Raw genomic sequence first — 18,226 nt, forward strand, 5'->3', positions numbered from 1 at the left:
TGTCGGCGTCGTCATCGTGACCATTAGTGGATGTGGTCGAAAGGTCGGGCGGCGGTGATCAAGTGTGCCAGGAGACGTCGGACCTCGCCGAGGGTGAGGGAATAAGGCCGTCATCGGATTCGATGCCCCCTTTTTTTTGGCCTGGGCGGCGGTGACGGTGAGGTAGGCGTGGGTGCACAGAATGACAATTATGTGTCTACAGAAGGTGTGTACCGATCATGGCCAGAGCAGAGCTATCGACGTTGGATCACCAACAGCTCGTCGCGAGCACGGGTTGCAGCTACGTACACCAATGACCGGGCCCGCAGCTCAACGTCGTGCCGCTCGATGGGATCAAGCTCGTTGAGTCTGGTCCTCTCGGCGACCGACTGAAACCCGACGTCGGCGAGTATGACCTTGGCGAACTCCATGCCCTTTGCCCGGTGCATGGTCATGACCAACACTCGGCCCTCCCCCGGGCGGTCGCGGTCGACCGCTCGTGCGGGCACGCCGCGCTCGTTGAGCGCATTGACGACCCGTTCCCGCTGAAACTTGTCGTGCACGAGGACGGCGATCGTCTCGGGTGTGGCCCCGGCGTCGCGCCAGGAGCGGATGCGGTCGGCGATCCTGTCCAGCTCCGAGGCGAGCGAGTCCAGCGTCTCCACCGCTGGCACCGGGCCTGATCGTGCCGACCGATAGCCGGTGATCTCCGCATGTTCTTCGAGGTCGACGTAGTGACCGCCGTCGAGCACAGTCATCGCGTAGCGCAGGTTCTGCGCCGTAGTGCGGTAGTTAAGGCTGAGCCGCTGCGATCGCCCGACGATCTTGATGCCGTAGCGGCCCAGGACGGTTCGGCTGCCGTAGATGCGCTGGTGGGAGTCCTCCGCGATGAACAGGTCGTCTTCGCCCTCGGCGACCAGAGCGCGCAGCATCTGCCAGTGCGTCGGCGACAGGTCCTGGCCCTCGTCAACGAGCACGTGGTCGGCTTGGCCACCGCTGGTCGTCAGGTGAGCGGCGGCGACGGCGGCAGCCTCGGCGAAGTCGAGTGTGCCGTCGATGCGGCACTGCGCCCGGTAGGCGGCGATCAGCGCCCAGACGCTGTCCCGCTTGGCCCGGTCGAGGGCCACACCACGACCGGGCCGGCGTACCCGGCGGTACTCGTGCTCGTTCTTGACCTTGTTGGGCAGGACGATGAGCGCGTATTCGTTGCTGAGGAACGTCTCGTTGACGATCTCCGGCGGCAGCGAGGTCGCCGACGCTTCGATGACCTCCCGCCAGCGACCGGTCGGCGTACGGCCGGTCGGCGTCGATCGGGCCTCGCCCAGGACGGCGTGGACGGCGTCGGCGATGCCGCCGCCGGCGGACCGGATGACGGTGGCGGCAAGTGCGTCGACGCCGGTGACGTGGACGCCGGGTACGTCGAGTGCCGGCGCCTGCGGCACTGTCGGGTCGAGTAGCCCGAGCCCGTCGCGGAGCGCGTCTGCCAGGTTCGTGGTGAAGGTCGTCAGCACGATCCGCGCTTCGGGCCGCTCCCGGGCCAGCGCGCGGGCGCGATGCAGGAGGACGACAGTCTTTCCGGTGCCGGCACCGCCGGAGAGTCGGAAAGGCCCTCGGTAGCGGCGCACCGCGTAGTGGCGCTGCTCGGGGTGCAGGAAGACCCGCCACGAACCGAAGTCACCGTTCTCGATGACCCGGCGGAGTTCCTCCTGGCCGTCGATGAAGGCGAACTGGGCCTGAGCGGCCGGTTGCTGGAGCGACCGAAGCAGGTCGGCGTCGTCGTCACCGGTCTGATCGGGCGCTTCGAGGTGCAGCCGCTCGGCGATGGCGTCGATGGAGTCCTGGGTGGCGAGGTCCACCAGGAGCAGCCCCAGCCAGCCTTCGTGGCGTTGTGCCAGCTCCAGGACGGCATCCTCGTCCGGCGAGGCCAATGCCTGGTCGGCGATGTCGGAGGGCACGCCGAGCCGGTCGACGAGTTCGCTGCGGCTGCGCCCGAGCCGGACCAGCAGCGGCTCCTCCGGTTCCGTGCGGGGGTGCTCCGGACGGGACACGGCAGAGCCGCTGCCGTGCGGCGGTGCGACGGGTCCGGCCTCCTCGATCTGGGGCAGGCCGTTGATCGGGTTGACCTTGAGACGGACCCGGGACGCGACGGCGATGGCGTCGTCGTGGGGCCAGACACCGTGGATGACGTAGTGGCACTCCCCCGCGCCGTCGAGCCGGAACATCACGGCCCGCCAGAACTGGTCGACACGGCCGGTACGGACGCGGGGGTCGGCCGCTCCCGCGATCGGTTCGACGTGCAGGCCGGCGGTGGTGTCATCGGCGGAGAGCTTCTGCAGGAACGTCATCGCCTTGGCTTTGACCGAGCCATCGATCTTGACGGGCCACTTGGTCATGATGATTGTCGGCATCAGCGCTCCCCCTGTTCGGTGGCACCGGTCAGTGCCGCGACGATGGCGTCCGGGTCCGGCTGCACGACGTGCCAGCCGGCAAAGCTGAGGTCCGCGCGGTCCTCGTCGGGCATGTCGTAGAGGTCCACTGCGACGTGCCGGTGCGGCCAGCAGATGTCCATCGGGATGCCCTGCGGGCCTTCCACGCCGATCAGCGGGGCGTCGAGGCCGCCGCGGGTGGCGAGCAGCCGGATCAGGTCGCGTTCGGCGCCCGGCGCGGCCGACTCGTACGCCGACACCCAGCTGTCGTCCACGCCATCCGGTAGGCCGTCCGAGCCGGTCGGCTCAGATGTGGTGGTCGAGGCGGTGGCGACGCCCGCACGGCTGGTGGTCGTGATGACGGTGGGCCAGTCACGCAGGGACATCGCGTTGGACAGTTGCAGCCACAACCGCCAGGCGTCTGCGTGGTCGGCGTCGAGTGCTTGCTCCCGGTCGTCGAGCACGAGCGCGGCGTGCACCGCCGAGCGCGCCGGCTCGATGACGACGGCCAGCGCGCCGAACTGCCGCACCAGGACGGTCCGCCCGCCCGGTGGCAGCTCCTCGCCGAGCAGCACGGCCCGCCCGATCGTGGCGAGGCCGATCCCTTCGGCGCAGGTGCGGCGCGACCGGCTGTCGACGAGGAACATCGGCACGGCCCTCGCGACGATCCCCAGGTCCGTCGGCTTGGGCGCCGACACCCACGCCAGCACCCAGGAGACCGGGCCGGAGCGCAGCCCTTCGTACGCGCTCGGTGCGGCCTGGAACGGGGCTTGTTTGATCAGTCGGGCCACAGTCGCCTCGGCGAACCACGCCGGAGCGGCGCTGGTGTCCTGCTCGGCGGCGGCGAGGTCGGCTGCGGTGACGGCCAGGACCACGCGCCCGGTGTCGCGCAAGATCTGGCGTTTCTCGGCGTCCTCGGCGAGCCGGTTGCGGGACGCGACGGCGTGGAAGGCCCGGCCGTCGGTGAAGACGGCCACCGCCGGTACGGAGGTGTCGTTGGATTCCAGGAGGAAGTCGGGGCGGGAGTTCTCGACGTTCACCTGCGGGGTGAGGGTCCATTGCCGGTGGTCACCGGGCAGAGTGAAGCGCAGTGCGTTGCCCCAGGGTTTGGGCACTTCGGTGATGGCGGCTCCGATCGCCTTCAACCGCTGCACGAGCAACTTGCGGAAGCGTTGTTCCAGGTGCGATTCGGGGCTGTCCTGCGGCGGGGTCTGCACCAGCGTCCACGGCGGGCCGTCGGCGGTGTCGGCGTCCTCGGGCAGGCCGAGCAGGTGGGCGAGGTGTCGCTCGGCGGCGGCACGGGATGTGCGGCGCAGCGCGGCGGGCGGGGTGAACGGCAGCAGACAACGATGGCAGGCGAGTCGTTCCTCGTGCCTGCATTCGCACTCGCGCACCCGCCGCCAGGCCCGCGCCAGCAGGTCGCGCAGCTGTCCGGGGTCGGCCAGGTCGGCCAGGTATCCGGTGCCACCGGGCACCACGTCGTGCAACAGCAGCGCGTCGTGGTTGTCGGTGCCGTCGCTGAGCGTCGGGTCGACGACGTGCTCGACCCGCAGATGGTCCGGGTGCCCGCCGATTTGCTCACGCAGCCCGAGCAGCAACGCCGCAGCCAGGCTGGGCACGGCGAAGTCGTCGCCGAGGGTGACCGCGTACGGCAGGCGCAGCAGCAGCCCCTGGGTACGCAGGGTGCGGGAGAGGGCGACGGCGACGGTGTTCTCCCTGGCCGACCTCCGGTACGGGCACCAGGCGCGGTGTTCGTGCGGGCGATTACGACCGGAGTCCGTGTCGAGCTTGCCGCACCCGCTGCACACCCGGAACAGCGCTCCGTTGCGTTCGTCGGCCGAGATGATTCGCGACATGCCGTGCCCCGGGACGCCGACGTTCAGCCACCGCAGGTCCATGGTGCGCAGGTAGGTACAGCCCAGCCCGGTGTTCTCGGCGAACCACTTCGCCGCCACGCCCGCCGGGTCGATGTCGGCGGCCGTGATGAGCTGGAACGGGAGGCGGTCGCGTTGGTCGCGCCGGTCGGAGATCTTCACCTCGTCGCGGCGCACCTCGGCGGAGACGTGGGCCAGTTCCACCACCTGGAGATGCTGGCCGGTGTCGGCGATGCCGGTGCTGCCGCACCGCGGGCACCTCGCGATCGGCTGTTCCTGCCCGGTGGCGGCGATGTCGGCGGCGTATCCGCAGGCCGGGCAGAACGCCCAGGGGCGGATGGATTCGCCGTCGATGCCCAGGTCGATCGCGTCGACGGAGATCTCCCAGCCTCGGGCGTAGAAGGTCGCGCCCGGCGCGAACTCGCGGATGGCCTGCGCGGAGGCACGCTGGAACTGGGCGCTGTCGCTTTCGAACTCGCCGGAGTCGGGGTTGGTCCAGCTGATCCCGACCGCGAGCGTGACCGTGTCGTCGAGCAACGTGTAGTTGGGCAGAAGGCCGTGTTCCTCCAGCACGCTGATCCAGTATTCGCCGCGCAGGTGACCGAGCTGCCCACTGATCAGTTTGCGGGTGGTTCGGGCCGAGCGCAGGGCGCGTTTGTCGTCGTCGGTGACGGCCGGGGAGGCGGCCTTGGCCTCCAGTTCCGGCAACACCTTGTTGATCTGGATCTGGCGCTGCCGGAGGGTTTCGACGGTCTGCTGCCAGCGTCGGCTGGCCGCGTGCACGTGCCCGGCGAACAGGCTGGTTCCGGCGCCGGCCACCGGGCTGACCCAGTCGACGAGCCCGTCGACGGTGGACTGCGGCAGTGCTCCGATCGTCTCGGTGAACCGGCGTACCGCGTCGGCCCCACCCGTCTCCGCTGCGGCGATGACCTCGCCGAGGAACGACCCCGGCTCGCTGGAGCCGATGGCCTGCTGGGCGTTGCTCGGGTGGGTGTGGCGCCCGTCGCGGGCCATACCGTCGACGAGGCAGGCGGTGAACTGCCGACGCAGGATCTCCTCGGCGCTCAGGTAGGTGGCGGGTGGACGCACCTCGCCGTTGATGACCGACAGCGGGTCGCCGAGCTTGGGTAGCTGCTCGCCCCGCCCGGTCAGGTAGGCCAGGTTCAGGGCGTTGCCGGTGATGCGTCCGGCCCGCCCGACCCGCTGCAGGTAGGACGCCACCGTGCGGGGCAGCGACGACAGCAGGACCGCCGACAGGTCACCGATGTCGATGCCCATCTCCAGCGTCGGCGTGGCGACCAGCACGTTCGGCGCATTCGCTTCGGACGCGGACCTCTTGAAGCCCTCCTCGTAGCCCAGCCGGGTGGCGTCGTCCAGCAGACTGGTGTGCTCGCGGGCGACGATGCGGCGCATGTCCGGCGAGCTGTACAGCCGGCGGTAGAAGTTGTCGGCCAGCGCCTCCCGGGTCAGCCGGCCGTGGCAGCGCACCAACATGCAGGGCGCCCCATCGAGCTGGTCGATCGTGGTGCGGCTGCCCGGCACCAGCGCCCGGCAGGTGTCGCAGGCCAGGAGGTGACGCCCGGCGGTGAGATCGTCGAGGCGGGCCGGTCCCACCGCCACGCCGGACGGTGGGATCGCGTAGACGGTGGCACCGCTCTGACTGGTGACGGTGGTGAGCACGCCGTCACGGGCGAGCCGGTCGAGCAGCAGGCGGACGAGCCGCCCTCCGTCGGCGGGGCTGACCGACAGCGCCCGCGACGTCCAGCGCGCGTACCAGGACTGGGCCGCCGTGACGGCGTCCAGGTCACTGTCACGGACGGGGTTGGCGGAACCCCCGACGCGCGGGTAGCTCGGTGCCGGGCGGGTTTTGGGAAAGGCCGGCATGCCCTCGTCGCGGGGCCGCCCACCCCAGATGGACCAGCGGTTCCCGTCCTCCTGCCGGAAGGTGGCGAACCAGGGATGGTCGATGGCGCCCTGCACCCGCATCCGGTCCAGCACGCCGCGCGCCCACCGGACGAGCGTCTCGTCGGACGGTTCGGCGCCGTCCCCGTCGAGCGGGTTCTGAACGGCGAAGCCGGTCAAGACGGTCCGGGCGGCGGCGGCCATCCGGGCCGGCGGGCCGGCGTCCACCTCGACGGTCACGGCGCCGGTCAGTTCGAGGGTCCGGCCGGTACGCGAGTTGAGCCCGAACTCCAAGGCCACGTCGAGGGCGAGCCGCTTGCGCACCCGGGACATCACCCGGGCGGGCACCCCGCGCAGCGTCTTCGACGTCCAGAACGGGGCGAACGACTCCCGGTCGACGCAGTCGGGGCCGAGCAGGCGGTAACGCTGGAAGCTGTCCTCGCCGGTGCGGCGGATCGCGTCCTCGACCAGCGCGTCCAGGGTCAGGGTGCCGGGGGCGATCGCGGCGTTGAGCGCCGCCCGCAGTGTCAGGGTGTGCGAGCGGGCCTCCACGAAGCCCGCCCGGTGCGCGGCGTCCTGCACCGAGTCGGTGAAGACCAGGGCCTTCTTCTCCTGTACGTCGAGCGCCGCCGACCCGAACAAGGTGGACAGGGACACCGATAGCAGGGTGGCGATTGCGCTGCCGAGGAACCGGATGCCGTCCGGCTGGGAGCAGGAGGGACAGGTGTCGTCGCGGGCGTGCTCATCGGCGTCCCGGCCGGCGGTGGTGAGCACCGGCAGGATCCATCCGTCGCGCAGGTCGGAGTCGTCGTCGGGCGGGGCGGCGTCGAGCAGTTCCCGGCCGCGTACCGAGAACCAGGCCAGTCCGTCCGGGTGCGCGGCCCCGTCGTAGGCCGCGTTGGCTTCCGCCGGCGCGTACAGCAGGGCCCGGAAGCGTCCTTCGCGGGTGGCGTGGTCGCGCCGGATGCTCTCGTCGTCGGCGGCGAGACCGGTGCCGACCGGAGCGAGCGCGACACCCCAGCCGGATCGGCCGCAGAACCGGCAGTAGACGGCCGGGAACGACGGCCGGATGTCCTCGGTGTCACCACCGGGCACGGGTGGCCCGTCGTCGCCCCAGCGGAACCGGGCGGTGGTGTCGGCGGCCCGGTCGATCCGGGTGAGTTCGCGCACCCACAGGTGCACGTCAACGGCGAGCGCGTCTCGTCCGGCCACCGCCCGGATGTGCCCGAGGGTCGCCACCAGCGCCGATATCGCCTGCGACCAGTCGGTGTCGAAGCCGCCCGCCGCCAGGCGTGAGGTGCGCTGGCCGACCTGGCCGGCGATCGTGCGGACCAGGTCGTTGACACTGACGGCGTCGGCTGTCTCGTAGGTGAGTTCCTGCACCAGCGGGTGCGCCTTCGCCAGCGCGAGCAGCAGGTCCGGCCCGGCCGCCGCGAGCCGGTCACGGTCACCGGACCAGAGCAGACCCAGGACGGTACGGGTGAGAGCGGCGCCGTCCGGGTCGGCGCCGAGCGCCTCGACGGCGGCGCGTACCTCGTCGGGCCGGAACGCGTCAGCGACGGTGAACCCGGCCGCGGCGACGACGACTTCCGCGTCCCCCACCCATTCGGCGAGGTCCTGCCGGGACTCGGTCACCACCGCGTCGGCGGGGAAGGGCTCGCCGAAGACCGTCTCGGCGAAACCGAGCATGGCGCCGGGATCTCCCTTGTCGCCCAGGGTCGCCGACGTGGCCACCGGCGTCATCAGCCCCAGCGGCCGGGACCGGGCGGCCTCGGTGACCGCCGGGTCGTCGTCGTGCCAGTGACTCTTCAGCGCCAGGCCGAGGCGGCGCAGCAGCATGGCAACGTCGGTGCCCTGCGCGCCGTCATAGGTGTGGAACTCGTCGAGTACCAGGTAGCGCAGGCTGGTCGCGGACTGCTGCCACAGGCTCTGGTCGTCGTGGCGCAGCAGCAACTGGTCGAGCATCTTGTAGTTGGTGAGCAGGATGTCGGGCGCGGTGTCCCGGATGATCCCCCGATCGGTGATCAACCCGTCGGCGGTGACCATCGTCCGCGGCCGGCCCTTCTCCCCGGTGTAGAGCGCGGCGGTGACCGACGCCAGCTCCGGGTGGCCGGTCAGCAGCCCGGCGAGGCGCCCGGCCTGGTCGTTGGCGAGCGCGTTCATCGGATACAGGATCAGCGCCTTGATCCCGCTGACGCCCTTGAGCCGGGCCCGGCGCACGTGGTCGAGGATCGGATACAGGAACGCCTCAGTCTTGCCCGAGCCGGTGCCGGTGGTGACGAGCGTCGGCTGCGGCCGCCGCCCACCCAGTGAGGTCAGCCGCGCGAACGCGGCGGCCTGATGGCCGTACGGGTCGGGGCCCGCGTACCAGTCGAGGTGCCGCCGCCAGCCCTGCTCCGCCGGGCGGAACGGCAGGCGCAGGCGCACGTACGGCCCCTTGAACATGCCGGTGACCGGGTCGGACAGGAACGTGTCGAGGCCGTCGCGGGCATCGCTGTCGGTCAGCGCGAACGTCGTGGTCAGGTAGTCGACGAGGCTGTCGCGGACGTTGGCCGCCTGGACGGTGGGCAGCAGCTCGGTCACGAACGCTCCCGCAGGCGCTCCGCGAAGACCGCGTATGCCTCGCGCATGTCCGCCTCCCGGTCCAGGGTGACGAACGGCAGCTCATAGGTGTAGGTGTTGCCGGCCTGGTTGGTGGCGGTGCGCTCCTCGACCGTGATCCGATCGTCGCCCTTCCTGCGCCAGATGGTGAGCACCGAGTTGGGCACGAGCCGGCCGTTGGCGTCGTACAAGTAGACGTTGCGGTCGTAGCCGCGCAGCACGGCGAACTGAGTCCTGTAGATCGAACACAACTCGTCGGCGGTTAGGCCGAGGGCCAGCGCCACCAGCGCGTCGATCTCGACGAGCGCCTGACGCCGGTCGGCCGCGATCCGCAGCGGCGTCTCCGGCGTCCACTCCGGCCCGACCTGCCCGAGCGGGGCACGCCTCCTGTGCTTGAGCCCGCCTGTCCAGTCGTCGTCGGCAAACTCGCTTCGGTGGCACTCGCGCCATATGTCGGCGTAGACGTCCACCACCGCGTTCAGTCGCAATGTCCGCAGAGTCAACTCTGATTCAAGGGGAGAACCCGCAACACCGAGACGCCGGAAGGTTGATGACGAAATCGTCGACTTCGGGGCCACGCGAACCGCATAGTCGTGCGTAAGTGACGATGCAAAACCCAACAGGTAGACAAGTTCGGCGGGCCTTCGCCCTGGCAACCCGACAGATGACACGCCGTGGATGTGTGCGCATCCGGGCGGGACCAGCGCCGGAATGAACGTTCGTTCCCCCTGATTGGCGGCCATGTTGCGCCAAGCGATGCGGTAGTGGTCGCGGGCGGGGTCGGGGGCGTCCTCGTCGCCCCAGTCGGTGTAGGCGCAGTCGTAGTCGTAACGGTCACCGCGCGGCTGGTAGGCGGTGGCCGGGAGCGCGTCGGCCGCCAACGCCTCGAAGTCCGTCACCGACCAGTCCTTATTACTGATAAGCGTAGGGTTTGGTGTCTTGTTCAGCGGAGTCGAGACGTACAGGTGCGGCCCTTGCAGAATCACATCGTCCCAGGATTGCGGCACGCCCCACTCTGACTCGAAGTACCCCTTGGTCCGATCATTCTTCTCGTGCCAGCCGGCCGAGAAACGCAGGTCGAGGTCGCCGATCCGCCCGACCCGGGACAGCTTCTCCAGGACCGCCGCACTGGATTGGTTTACCGCGTACACCATCCGGGTCTGCCGGACCGGTACGTCGCCGGTCTCCATCGTGGCGTGCCACGCTTGCAGCGTGCTGTTAGTGACGCGGGTGATCCGTGACTTATGCGGGCGAAGGTCCCAGTTATCTTGCTCGTCTTTGAGTCCCGGTTCCGGCCCCGTTCCGTCGTGCGCCAGGGACCGAGTCGCCGTGTCAGGGTGGTACACCCAGCACGCCTGGGTGAAGGACGGGGTGCTGTTACGCGAGCCGTGCACAGTGACACCAAAGTGTTTGTGATTCTGAATCTCAAAGAGCAACAGTTGGTTGATGAAATGCCAGTGGCGGCGGAGGCGTAGGTACAGCTCGGAGCGGAGGAGTCCCGCGCCTTCATCGGTGAAGTGCGAGTTCAGGTGGATCATGCCGATGGTGCCGCGAGCCGACCCGTGCCGCCACATCACCTCCATGAAACAGCGGTACAGGTCCGGCTGAAGACCCTGTAGGTGCGGGTACTGTCCGACCGAGCCGACGAAAGCCGCGACCGACGACACCTCCGCCGTGCCTTCGACAACCAGTTCGGTCATGCCCGGCAGCGCCAGTGTCGCGGCCCGTTTGGTGGCGACCTGCGCCTGACTTGGCTTCAACACCAACTGCCACCACGGATCACCCTCGGCCAGCAGCGCGTCCACATCCGAGCGGGGCCGTACCCAGGGCGGGTTGCCGACTTGGAGGTCGAAGCCGCCCCGGGCGAACACCGTGGCGAAGTCCAACTGCCAGTGGAAGAAGCCCTGCCGCTGGGCGATGCGCTCGCAGACCACCAGCCACGGGTGCTCCCGCCGCACCGTCTCGATCGGCCTCGCGTTGGCGAAGCCGATCTCGACCCGTTCGGCCTCGTTGAGTTCGTGCCAGCTCATCCCGGCGGTCAGGGTCGGCCCGGACGCCTTCCGCTTGCGCAGTTCGGGGTTGCGGCCCAGCAGCGCCTGCAACCCGGCCACCCACTGCGCGACAGTCGGCGGGGCGACCACCTCGCCGTCGACAGTGGCGGCCTCGTCGGTCAACGGCCAGAACCACAGCGCCGCCCACGCGTCCATCGCCCGGCGCAGCCGCCGGTAGGCGCCGTCCTCGTCGGCGAGGGCCTTCTCGATCTCCTCGCGTTGCACCGCCCCACCAGCGGGCAGTTCGCCCGCCTCCCACACCGGGATGCGCCGGCGGATCTGCTGCTCGGCGAGGTCCAGGCGACGGTACGCGATCTGCCACAGCGACTCGACCCGGTGCGCCAGTTCGGCGTACGCGTCGACGGTTTGCTTTGTGGGTTTGGTCTTGGTGCTTCCTCGCCAGGTCTTGAGTCGCTTCGCGGCGGCGGGGGCCAGCGCGGCGGCCTCCTTGGCGTCGGCGGCCGAGCCCCAGCCGTCGGCGGGCAACAGGAAGTGGTGGATACCGTCGGCGGCGACCCGGCCGGCGGTCATGTCGTCGACGAGCGAGGTCAGCGGCATCTCCTCGGGCACGGCGCCCAGCCAGGACTTGTCGGTGACCTGGCCGCGCCGGTAGACCGCCCGGCGGCCGCCGATCAGCGAGTTGCCGCGCTTCAGGTGCAGGCCGAACCACGGTGCCGGCAGGCCGGGCACCATCGTGTCCAGCCACAGGGTGATCTCGGCGAGTTCGATGGCGGTGGCGTTCAGGTCGACGCCGTAGACGTTGTGCAGGGCGAGGTACGCCTTCACCTCCTGCAGGCGTCGCGGGTAGTCGTCCGGGTCGATGGTCCTGCCCTCGTCGGCCAACTCCTGCTTGCGGCGCTTGAGGTACTGCTCGGCGAGTTGCCGCACCGCCTCGATGGCGAACGCGCCCGACCCGAGCGCCGGTTCGCAGATCGTCATGCCGAGGATGTCGGCCGCCGGGGTGCGTTCGCCGTTCTGGTCGAGCAACTCCTCCAGGGCCTGCCCGACGGTGAACCTGGTCAGCACCTCGGGGGTGTAGTAGGACGCCGACTGCTGGCGTTCCCGGCCCGCCAGCCGGAACACGAACGAGCCCTGCTTGTGCAGCACCGGCCGCAGCTCGCCGGTCACCGGGTCGGCCGCCTTCACGAAGTCGGCGGCGGCGATGCCGCCCGCCCGGTCCGCCGGCACCACCCAGGAGCCCTTGCCCGCGTCGCCGCCCTTGGCGACCTCGTGCAGGTCCGTCTCGGCGAAGAACCCGGTGTACGACATCAGGCCCTCGTAGACCGCGCCGAGCTGGTTGATGCCCAGTTCCGCGTACGAGATGAAGCCCCGGTCCCGGCCCCGCCGCTCCTTGCTCAGCAGCAGGTGGGTCAGCACCTCCTGAAGTGCCGCGTTGCCGAGGCCGACCGCGTCGATGTGCGCGGTGGCGCTGGGCCGAAACAGGTCGGCGCGCAGCGGGTTGAAGGTGAGCCCGGGTGTGGACAACGCCTCGTCATCGTCCGGCTCGGCGCTGGGGTGGCCCTTGTCGACCAGTCGGAACAGCACGCCGAGGGACTCGTAGAGGTGGGTGCCGGTCCGGGCGCGCGGGGTGGCCAGTTGCACCTGGACCAGCTCCCGTAGCCGGTCCAGGCTGTAACCCCGGTCGTACTCGGGGGCGCCGACCGGCAGCACGCCCAGTTCGGGCGAGGCCTCGGCATAGAGCAGGAACAGGATGCGGTAGAGGAAACGCAGCGCCTGTTTGGCCAGCGGCTGTGCCTGTGCCGCCGGCAGCGGTTCGAGGCCCTGAGCGCGGCGACGGGCCACCACCTCGTTGGCGATGATCTCGATGGAGAGACGTACGCCTTCGCGGAGGTCCTTGGAGACGCCGACGGTGTGTTTGATCGACTCGTCGAGGACGCCGCTCCACCACAGGCCGCCGTCCGCGTCCGGAGCAATCGAGGCGGCGGACAGGCAGGTCAGCGCGCGGTCGATCTCGCCGCCGCGTCTGGTGTCGTTGCGCTCGCAGATCAGTTGCAGGTCGACGGCGAGATAGCGGCCCTCGGCCCAGCGCTCCCGTTCCGCCAGCACCGCCCAGCGCCCGGCCAGGATGAGGATCAGATCGGGCGCGTCGTCCTCACCGAACAGGCCCGAGACCAGGCGGGCGGCCGAGGGAAGCTCGTCACCGTCATCGGTCAGCCGCACCGGCGCGGCCAGCGTCCGGCCGTCCTTGGCCAGAACGTCCTCGACCGTCGCGACCGGCTGGGCGAGCACGACGGCAAGCGGTGCCCCCTCGGTGATGCCGGGCGCCGAGACGCGCAGGACCGGCCCGTCTCCGCTGACGTCGAGGCCGTGCCCGCGAAGCCCCAGGATGCCGACGACGCGCTCATGGATCGACGTGACAGCGGCGGCGGTGGGCTGCGCATCGGTGGCGCCGAGGTCCGCCTCCACCTCGGCCAGTTCGGTGAGCTTGGCGAGGTCGGCTTCTAACTCCTGCCGGGCCTCGACGAACCGGCTGCGCGGAGTGGGCCGGCGGGCGTCGGCCTCCGCGTCCCACTCCTTGCGGCGTTCCAGCACGCGGGCATGGAACGATTCCTTCGTCGCGTCGGTGGTGAAGTAGTGCTCCGAGATCCAGCCCTCGCCGACCAGGATCGCATCCGAGACGCTCATCGGGTGCCTCCGATCTGCGGCACGACGACCAGCAGTGGGCGGACCAGTTGCCGGTCCGGGTTCATCTCGGTTACCAGCCTCTGCTCCTGCGCGATGCTCACCCGGCGTTGCTTCAGGTCGCGGCGCTGGATGAGCGCGTCCGCCTCGTCCTGCCATTGGGCCAGCCGGTGCGACCACTGCTCCACCCGGTGCGCGACGTCCTTCTCGGCCGCCGCGAACAGGTCGCGCATCTGCGCGCGGGCGTGCTGGACGGCCGGGGCGATGAACCGGTCGAGCGCCTCGGCGCCGGGCACCGCTCCGGGATTGACCCGCACGGTGTCGAAGCCCAGCGCCGCCAGCGAGGCGGCGGCCGACGGATGTGGGGTCACCGGGGCGAAGGACAGGTCGTCGGGCACCGGGAACTCCACGGTCAGCCAGGCAGCCGAGACGACCTGCCCACGCCGGTTGGTGAGCGTGCCCAGCAACAGCACGGCCGGTCCGTCGACCTCCCCGCGGACCGCGAACACCTGATTGCGGCCCAGGCCGGCCAGCGCGCGGTCCGAGGCCCAGTCGAGCACCGGATGCAGCGGGCCCAGATAGTGCGCGTCCGGCCAACTGGAACCGGTGTCGTCGCGGAGCGCCTGCTCCAGCCGGTCCTTGCCCCGGGCAACGGTGGTGGCAAGGACGAGCCGGTCGGTGATCCGCCGGTCGGCCAGATAACTCTGCGGAAGAACGTCGAGACGTTGCACCAGGTCGGGCGGCGGGATCAGCTCTGCCGTGCCGAAGGCGGTGTTCCGCCGCCAGGCGACCCCGTTGTTGCTCGGCGGCCCGGTCGGGTCGACGAAGGCGGCATGCAGCGCCTCTTCGAGGTAGGAGACCTCGTCGGGGTAGAGCCCGGAACCTGCTGTCGTGGTCGTCTCGGGCAGCGGCGACTCGTCGGCCTCGTCGACGAGGCCGAAGAACATCGCTGACAGGTCGTCGGTGGCCAGCACCTCCTCCGGCGTCCGTACCACGTCGTCCAGGTCGCGCTGCCCGGCCAGGACAGCCCGGATGGCGTCCTCCTCGCCCTTGACGTCGTACCGGCCCATCAGTGAGGCGACGTCGCCGAGCGCGCGGTGCGCCTCGTTCTCCTTGTCGACGAGTCTCGCCAGGATGCGGACGTCGCCGGCGAACCGGTCGCTGTCCGGATCCAGTAGCAGGGCCGCGATCCGAGGTGAGTGTCGCTGGCCGTACCGGTCGATGCGGCCGTTGCGTTGCTCGATCCGGATGAGGCTCCACGGGATGTCGTAGTGGATCAGATGGTGGCATTGGGCGTGCAGGTTCACCCCTTCGGAGGCGACGTCGCCGGTGACCAGCACGCGCACCGCCGTGTTCTCCTGCTTGAAGGCGTCAACGATCTGCTGCTGCTCGTCGTCTGGCAGGCCACCGTGCATGACCGCGACGGCTCCGGCGGGCAGGCCGAGATCGGCGGGCAGCTTCTCGTGCAGCCAGGCGAGGGTGGCCACCCGTTCGGCGAAGACCACCACGCGGGTCGGCGAACCAGCGGCGACGCCAATTCTCTGGAGTCGGCAGACCAGCTCGGCGTACTTGGCCGAGCCTTCCGCCAACGCCACTGCGGTCAGGCCGGCCAGCCGATCCAGCGCCGCGCGTTCAGCGTTCGCGGCGGCGTCGTGCCCGAGCCGGGCCCGCCGCTGCCGGACGGTCTCCGCCAGCGCGGCCGGCGACGACAGGAACGCCTTGGCCAGCGTCCACGGGAACAGCGACGCGTTCTGCCCGGAGTAGGGGGTGCGCCGGTCCAGCGGCCACAGCCACACGTCCTCCAGTTCGCGTGCGACCGCGTTCTCCGCCGGGCTCGCGGGTACCAACACGTTCTCCGGTTCCTCCCGCTCCGCCCAGTCGGCACCGACGACGCCGGCCACCTCGTCGCTGTGCCGGTGCCGGCGGATCACCAACCGTTCGATCTCGGCGGCCACCAGCTCGCCGCCCGGCGGGACAGCGGACGGATCGAGCAGCCGGACCAACTCGGCGAAGGACTCCTTGCGGCCGTTGTGCGGGGTCGCCGACGCCAGGATCAGCGTTTCGGCATTGCGGGACAACGTCCGGGCCAGTTTGTTGTTCTGCGTGGCAGCGTTGGCCAGGTTGTGCGACTCGTCGATGACGACCGCGTCCCAGCGTTGCTTCTTCAGGCTGGCCGCGTACCGCTCCGATTTCAGGGTGTCGATCGAGATAATCGCCCGCCGGAAGTACGTGAACGGGTTGCGGTTGGCCGGAAGCTTCTGGCGGACCCGTTGGATGCCGGCCGAGTCGAGCCGGACGAACGGTAGTGCGAACCGGGACCACAACTCCTGCTGCATCTGTTCGAGCACGTGGCGTGGGGTCACGATGAGAATCCGCTCACCCCGGCCGCGGCGCACCAACTCCGACAGGATCATGCCGATTTCCAGGGTCTTGCCGAGCCCCACCGCGTCGGCCAGAAGGATCCGGGGCCGCAGGTTGCCCGGGTCCAGCGCCTTGCGCACGGCGGTCTGCTGGTAGCTCAACGGGGTGGCGAGAGCCTGGGTGGACACCGTGAGTGAGCGGTCGGCGAGCGGAACCGCTGTCTTGCGGTAGGTGGACTCCAGCCAGAGCCGAGCGTCGCGGTAGCGGGGGCTGTTGTCCGCCACGACGCGTGCGGCTGCCGGGTCGAGCGGCGCGACACGGTCGAGGGTGGCATAGAAGCTGGCGGTGACCTCACGAACCAGTTCTCCCAGTCCGCGGACGTGCACGAGGAGTCCATCTGCGGTTTCCTCCGCGGTCTGTACCAGCCACTCCTCGTCGCGGATGACCACCACCGACCCGGGCGCCACGTCGAGTGCCGACTCAGAACGGATATCGCCCACGGCCGTCTCCTCCCCCATCGAGTCGCGGTCCGAAGATCCTATGTAAAACACTGGTGGCCGGGGACCCGGTCATCCGTTCCGGCGAATCGAATCAAGAGCGCCAACCGGTCGTACGAGCGGTTGAAGCGCCACAGGTGGGCGGGTCAGGACGCGGTGGTGTCGCTGAGGACATCGACGCGGGAAACGCGCTCGATCCGCCCGCGTACCGCGATTCCCGTGACCCGCACATGCTGCCGGCGCCCGTGCGCCTCGACGAGTCGCTGATAGAGCAGATCCGGCAGGAGTACCCGCACGGATCGTTCCGAGGAGCCGTACACCGTGGAGATCGGTCCCCGCACGGTCGCCTGGCCGCCCTCGCCGATGTCTCGCCGGAGTTTGCTGACCTGGCCCTCGACGGTGACCTCGCCGTCCGGGACGGCCACCTTGAGCTGCTCCGCTGCCGTGTGCAGCACCTCGATCCGGCGGGTGTTGAAGCGGAACGAACGAGCCGGCACGGTGGAGGCCAACTGTGCGGCCCAGTTGAACCTGACGTCGTAGGGAACGCCGTCGCGGCCGAGTTTGGCCAGGGCGTCGCAGACGTTGGCCGACACGCCCTCACCGGTACGGCGAAGGAAGAGCCCGAGGTCGAAGTCGCGCTGCGCCTCACCGGAGGCGGCGAAGCATGCCCGCACCGCGCTGTGCATCTGTAACGACACGCGGCGGGCGAGCGGCACACCCGTGTTCCCGTCGGTACGCGGGACGGCGAGCCGTGCCGCGATCGCCCAGCTCCCCGAGCGTGGCGTTCCCAGTCGAACGGTACGCGCGAAGTCCAGCGCGCTCTCCGGCCGGCGCCCCTGAACCAGCATCGGTTGCTCGCTCATCAGGGCGTAGGTCGAGGAGACGACGAGTTCCCGCACTCCCGCCAACGCGTCCACCGCGTTGAACAGGGGAATGGTGCCGGACGGGCCGCCCGGCAACAACCGGAAGGAGAGCGTGTCCGCGCCGGTGGTCTCCAGATCGTCGAGGAGCAACCGGATCGGACGTTCCTCGACCGCCGCCACGGTGGTGAGGAAGTCGGAGACACGACTCGCGTAGTCACGCAGGCCCTGATCGCCCGGCACCAGCACCTGGAAGTCGCCGTCATCCTCGCTACGCGACCACAGGGTCGCCCTTTCGAGTCGCTGCTCCTGCGTCCAGCCGGTGGACGCCAGATAGCGGCTCAACGTCTCGGGTGTCAGCCCCGATGCTGCGCTAAATTCGTCAGCACTCATGGCGATCGACGGCATCATGACGCAGACACTCGTTGCGCCGGACGGGGCTCGAGAAGCGATCGTAAGCCCTTGACGGTCAGCAGATTCCGCTTCGGCACGGGGACCGTGACGTGGCGCTGCGTTGCTTGGTCGATCACGGGCGACGTCCGTAGCGACGTCCAGTATCCGCAGTGACTGAGCCGCAGGGAAGTCTCGTCCGCCTGCGCGTACTGACCGGCATCCGCAGGCACAATGACCAGGAAGAGGTAACGCGAGACCGCGAACCCCTCGCCGGCGAGGTTGTTGTAATGCCGCACGTCCATGGGATAGAGCCAGTCCAGGTCGGTGCCCTTGGGGCTGGACCAGGACTTGACCTGCGCCTCGATCTTGGGAAAGCGGACCGTGCCGCGCGTCCCCGGAAAGTCGATCGAGAAGTCCACCCCGGTGTGGTCTACGTCCTGCTGCCCGGCGATAAGACCGGCGGCGCTGGCCAGGACCCGCACGAAGCTCTCACCGAAATACCCCTGGTGGTTGTACCTGCCGTAACTCATCCACCTTGCCCCAGGCCCACACCGACGCGCTCCGTGGGCGTAAACATACTTCGGGTTACCGTCGTTGAGAACCCCTGGGCTGCCGCTGCAGACTCGATCGGTGGTTGGG

General features: G+C 69.9%; 6 protein-coding genes. All 6 read right to left on the reverse strand.

Annotated features, from left to right (window positions below; translation table 11 throughout):
- Window positions 1–233 precede the first annotated feature (233 nt).
- The 6 genes from HA073_RS30005 to HA073_RS30030 all read right to left on the reverse strand — a co-directional run bounded on the left by HA073_RS30005 (window position 234) and on the right by HA073_RS30030 (window position 18,117).
- Window positions 234–2,387 carry a UvrD-helicase domain-containing protein gene (locus tag HA073_RS30005; protein ID WP_166457845.1) on the reverse strand — a complete coding sequence of 718 codons (2,154 nt, stop codon included), beginning with the start codon at window positions 2,385–2,387 and terminating at the stop codon, window positions 234–236.
- Complete coding sequence (locus HA073_RS30010) at window positions 2,387–8,764, reverse strand: DEAD/DEAH box helicase (protein WP_166457846.1); 6,378 nt, start codon at window positions 8,762–8,764, stop codon at window positions 2,387–2,389. The genes HA073_RS30005 and HA073_RS30010 overlap by 1 nt, the downstream gene beginning before the upstream one ends.
- Window positions 8,761–13,479 (reverse strand): Eco57I restriction-modification methylase domain-containing protein, encoded by a 4,719-nt coding sequence (locus HA073_RS30015; protein WP_166457849.1) that lies wholly within the window; start codon window positions 13,477–13,479, stop codon window positions 8,761–8,763. Before HA073_RS30015 ends, HA073_RS30010 begins: the two co-directional genes overlap by 4 nt.
- Window positions 13,476–16,337, reverse strand: coding sequence for a helicase-related protein (locus tag HA073_RS30020; protein WP_166457847.1), 2,862 nt, complete (start codon window positions 16,335–16,337; stop codon window positions 13,476–13,478). The genes HA073_RS30015 and HA073_RS30020 overlap by 4 nt, the downstream gene beginning before the upstream one ends.
- 143 nt (window positions 16,338–16,480) lie before the next feature.
- The gene (locus HA073_RS30025) at window positions 16,481–17,602 is read right to left on the reverse strand and encodes a hypothetical protein (protein ID WP_166457850.1); all 1,122 of its coding nucleotides are present in this window, start codon (window positions 17,600–17,602) and stop codon (window positions 16,481–16,483) included.
- Window positions 17,602–18,117, reverse strand: a complete 516-nt coding sequence (locus HA073_RS30030; RefSeq protein WP_166457848.1) for a DUF4365 domain-containing protein — start codon at window positions 18,115–18,117, stop codon at window positions 17,602–17,604. Before HA073_RS30030 ends, HA073_RS30025 begins: the two co-directional genes overlap by 1 nt.
- Between the last annotated feature and the right edge of the window lie 109 nt (window positions 18,118–18,226).

Origin of the sequence: Micromonospora sp. CMU55-4, assembly GCF_011602315.1 — a bacterium.
GTDB classification, from domain to species: domain Bacteria; phylum Actinomycetota; class Actinomycetes; order Mycobacteriales; family Micromonosporaceae; genus Micromonospora; species Micromonospora chalcea.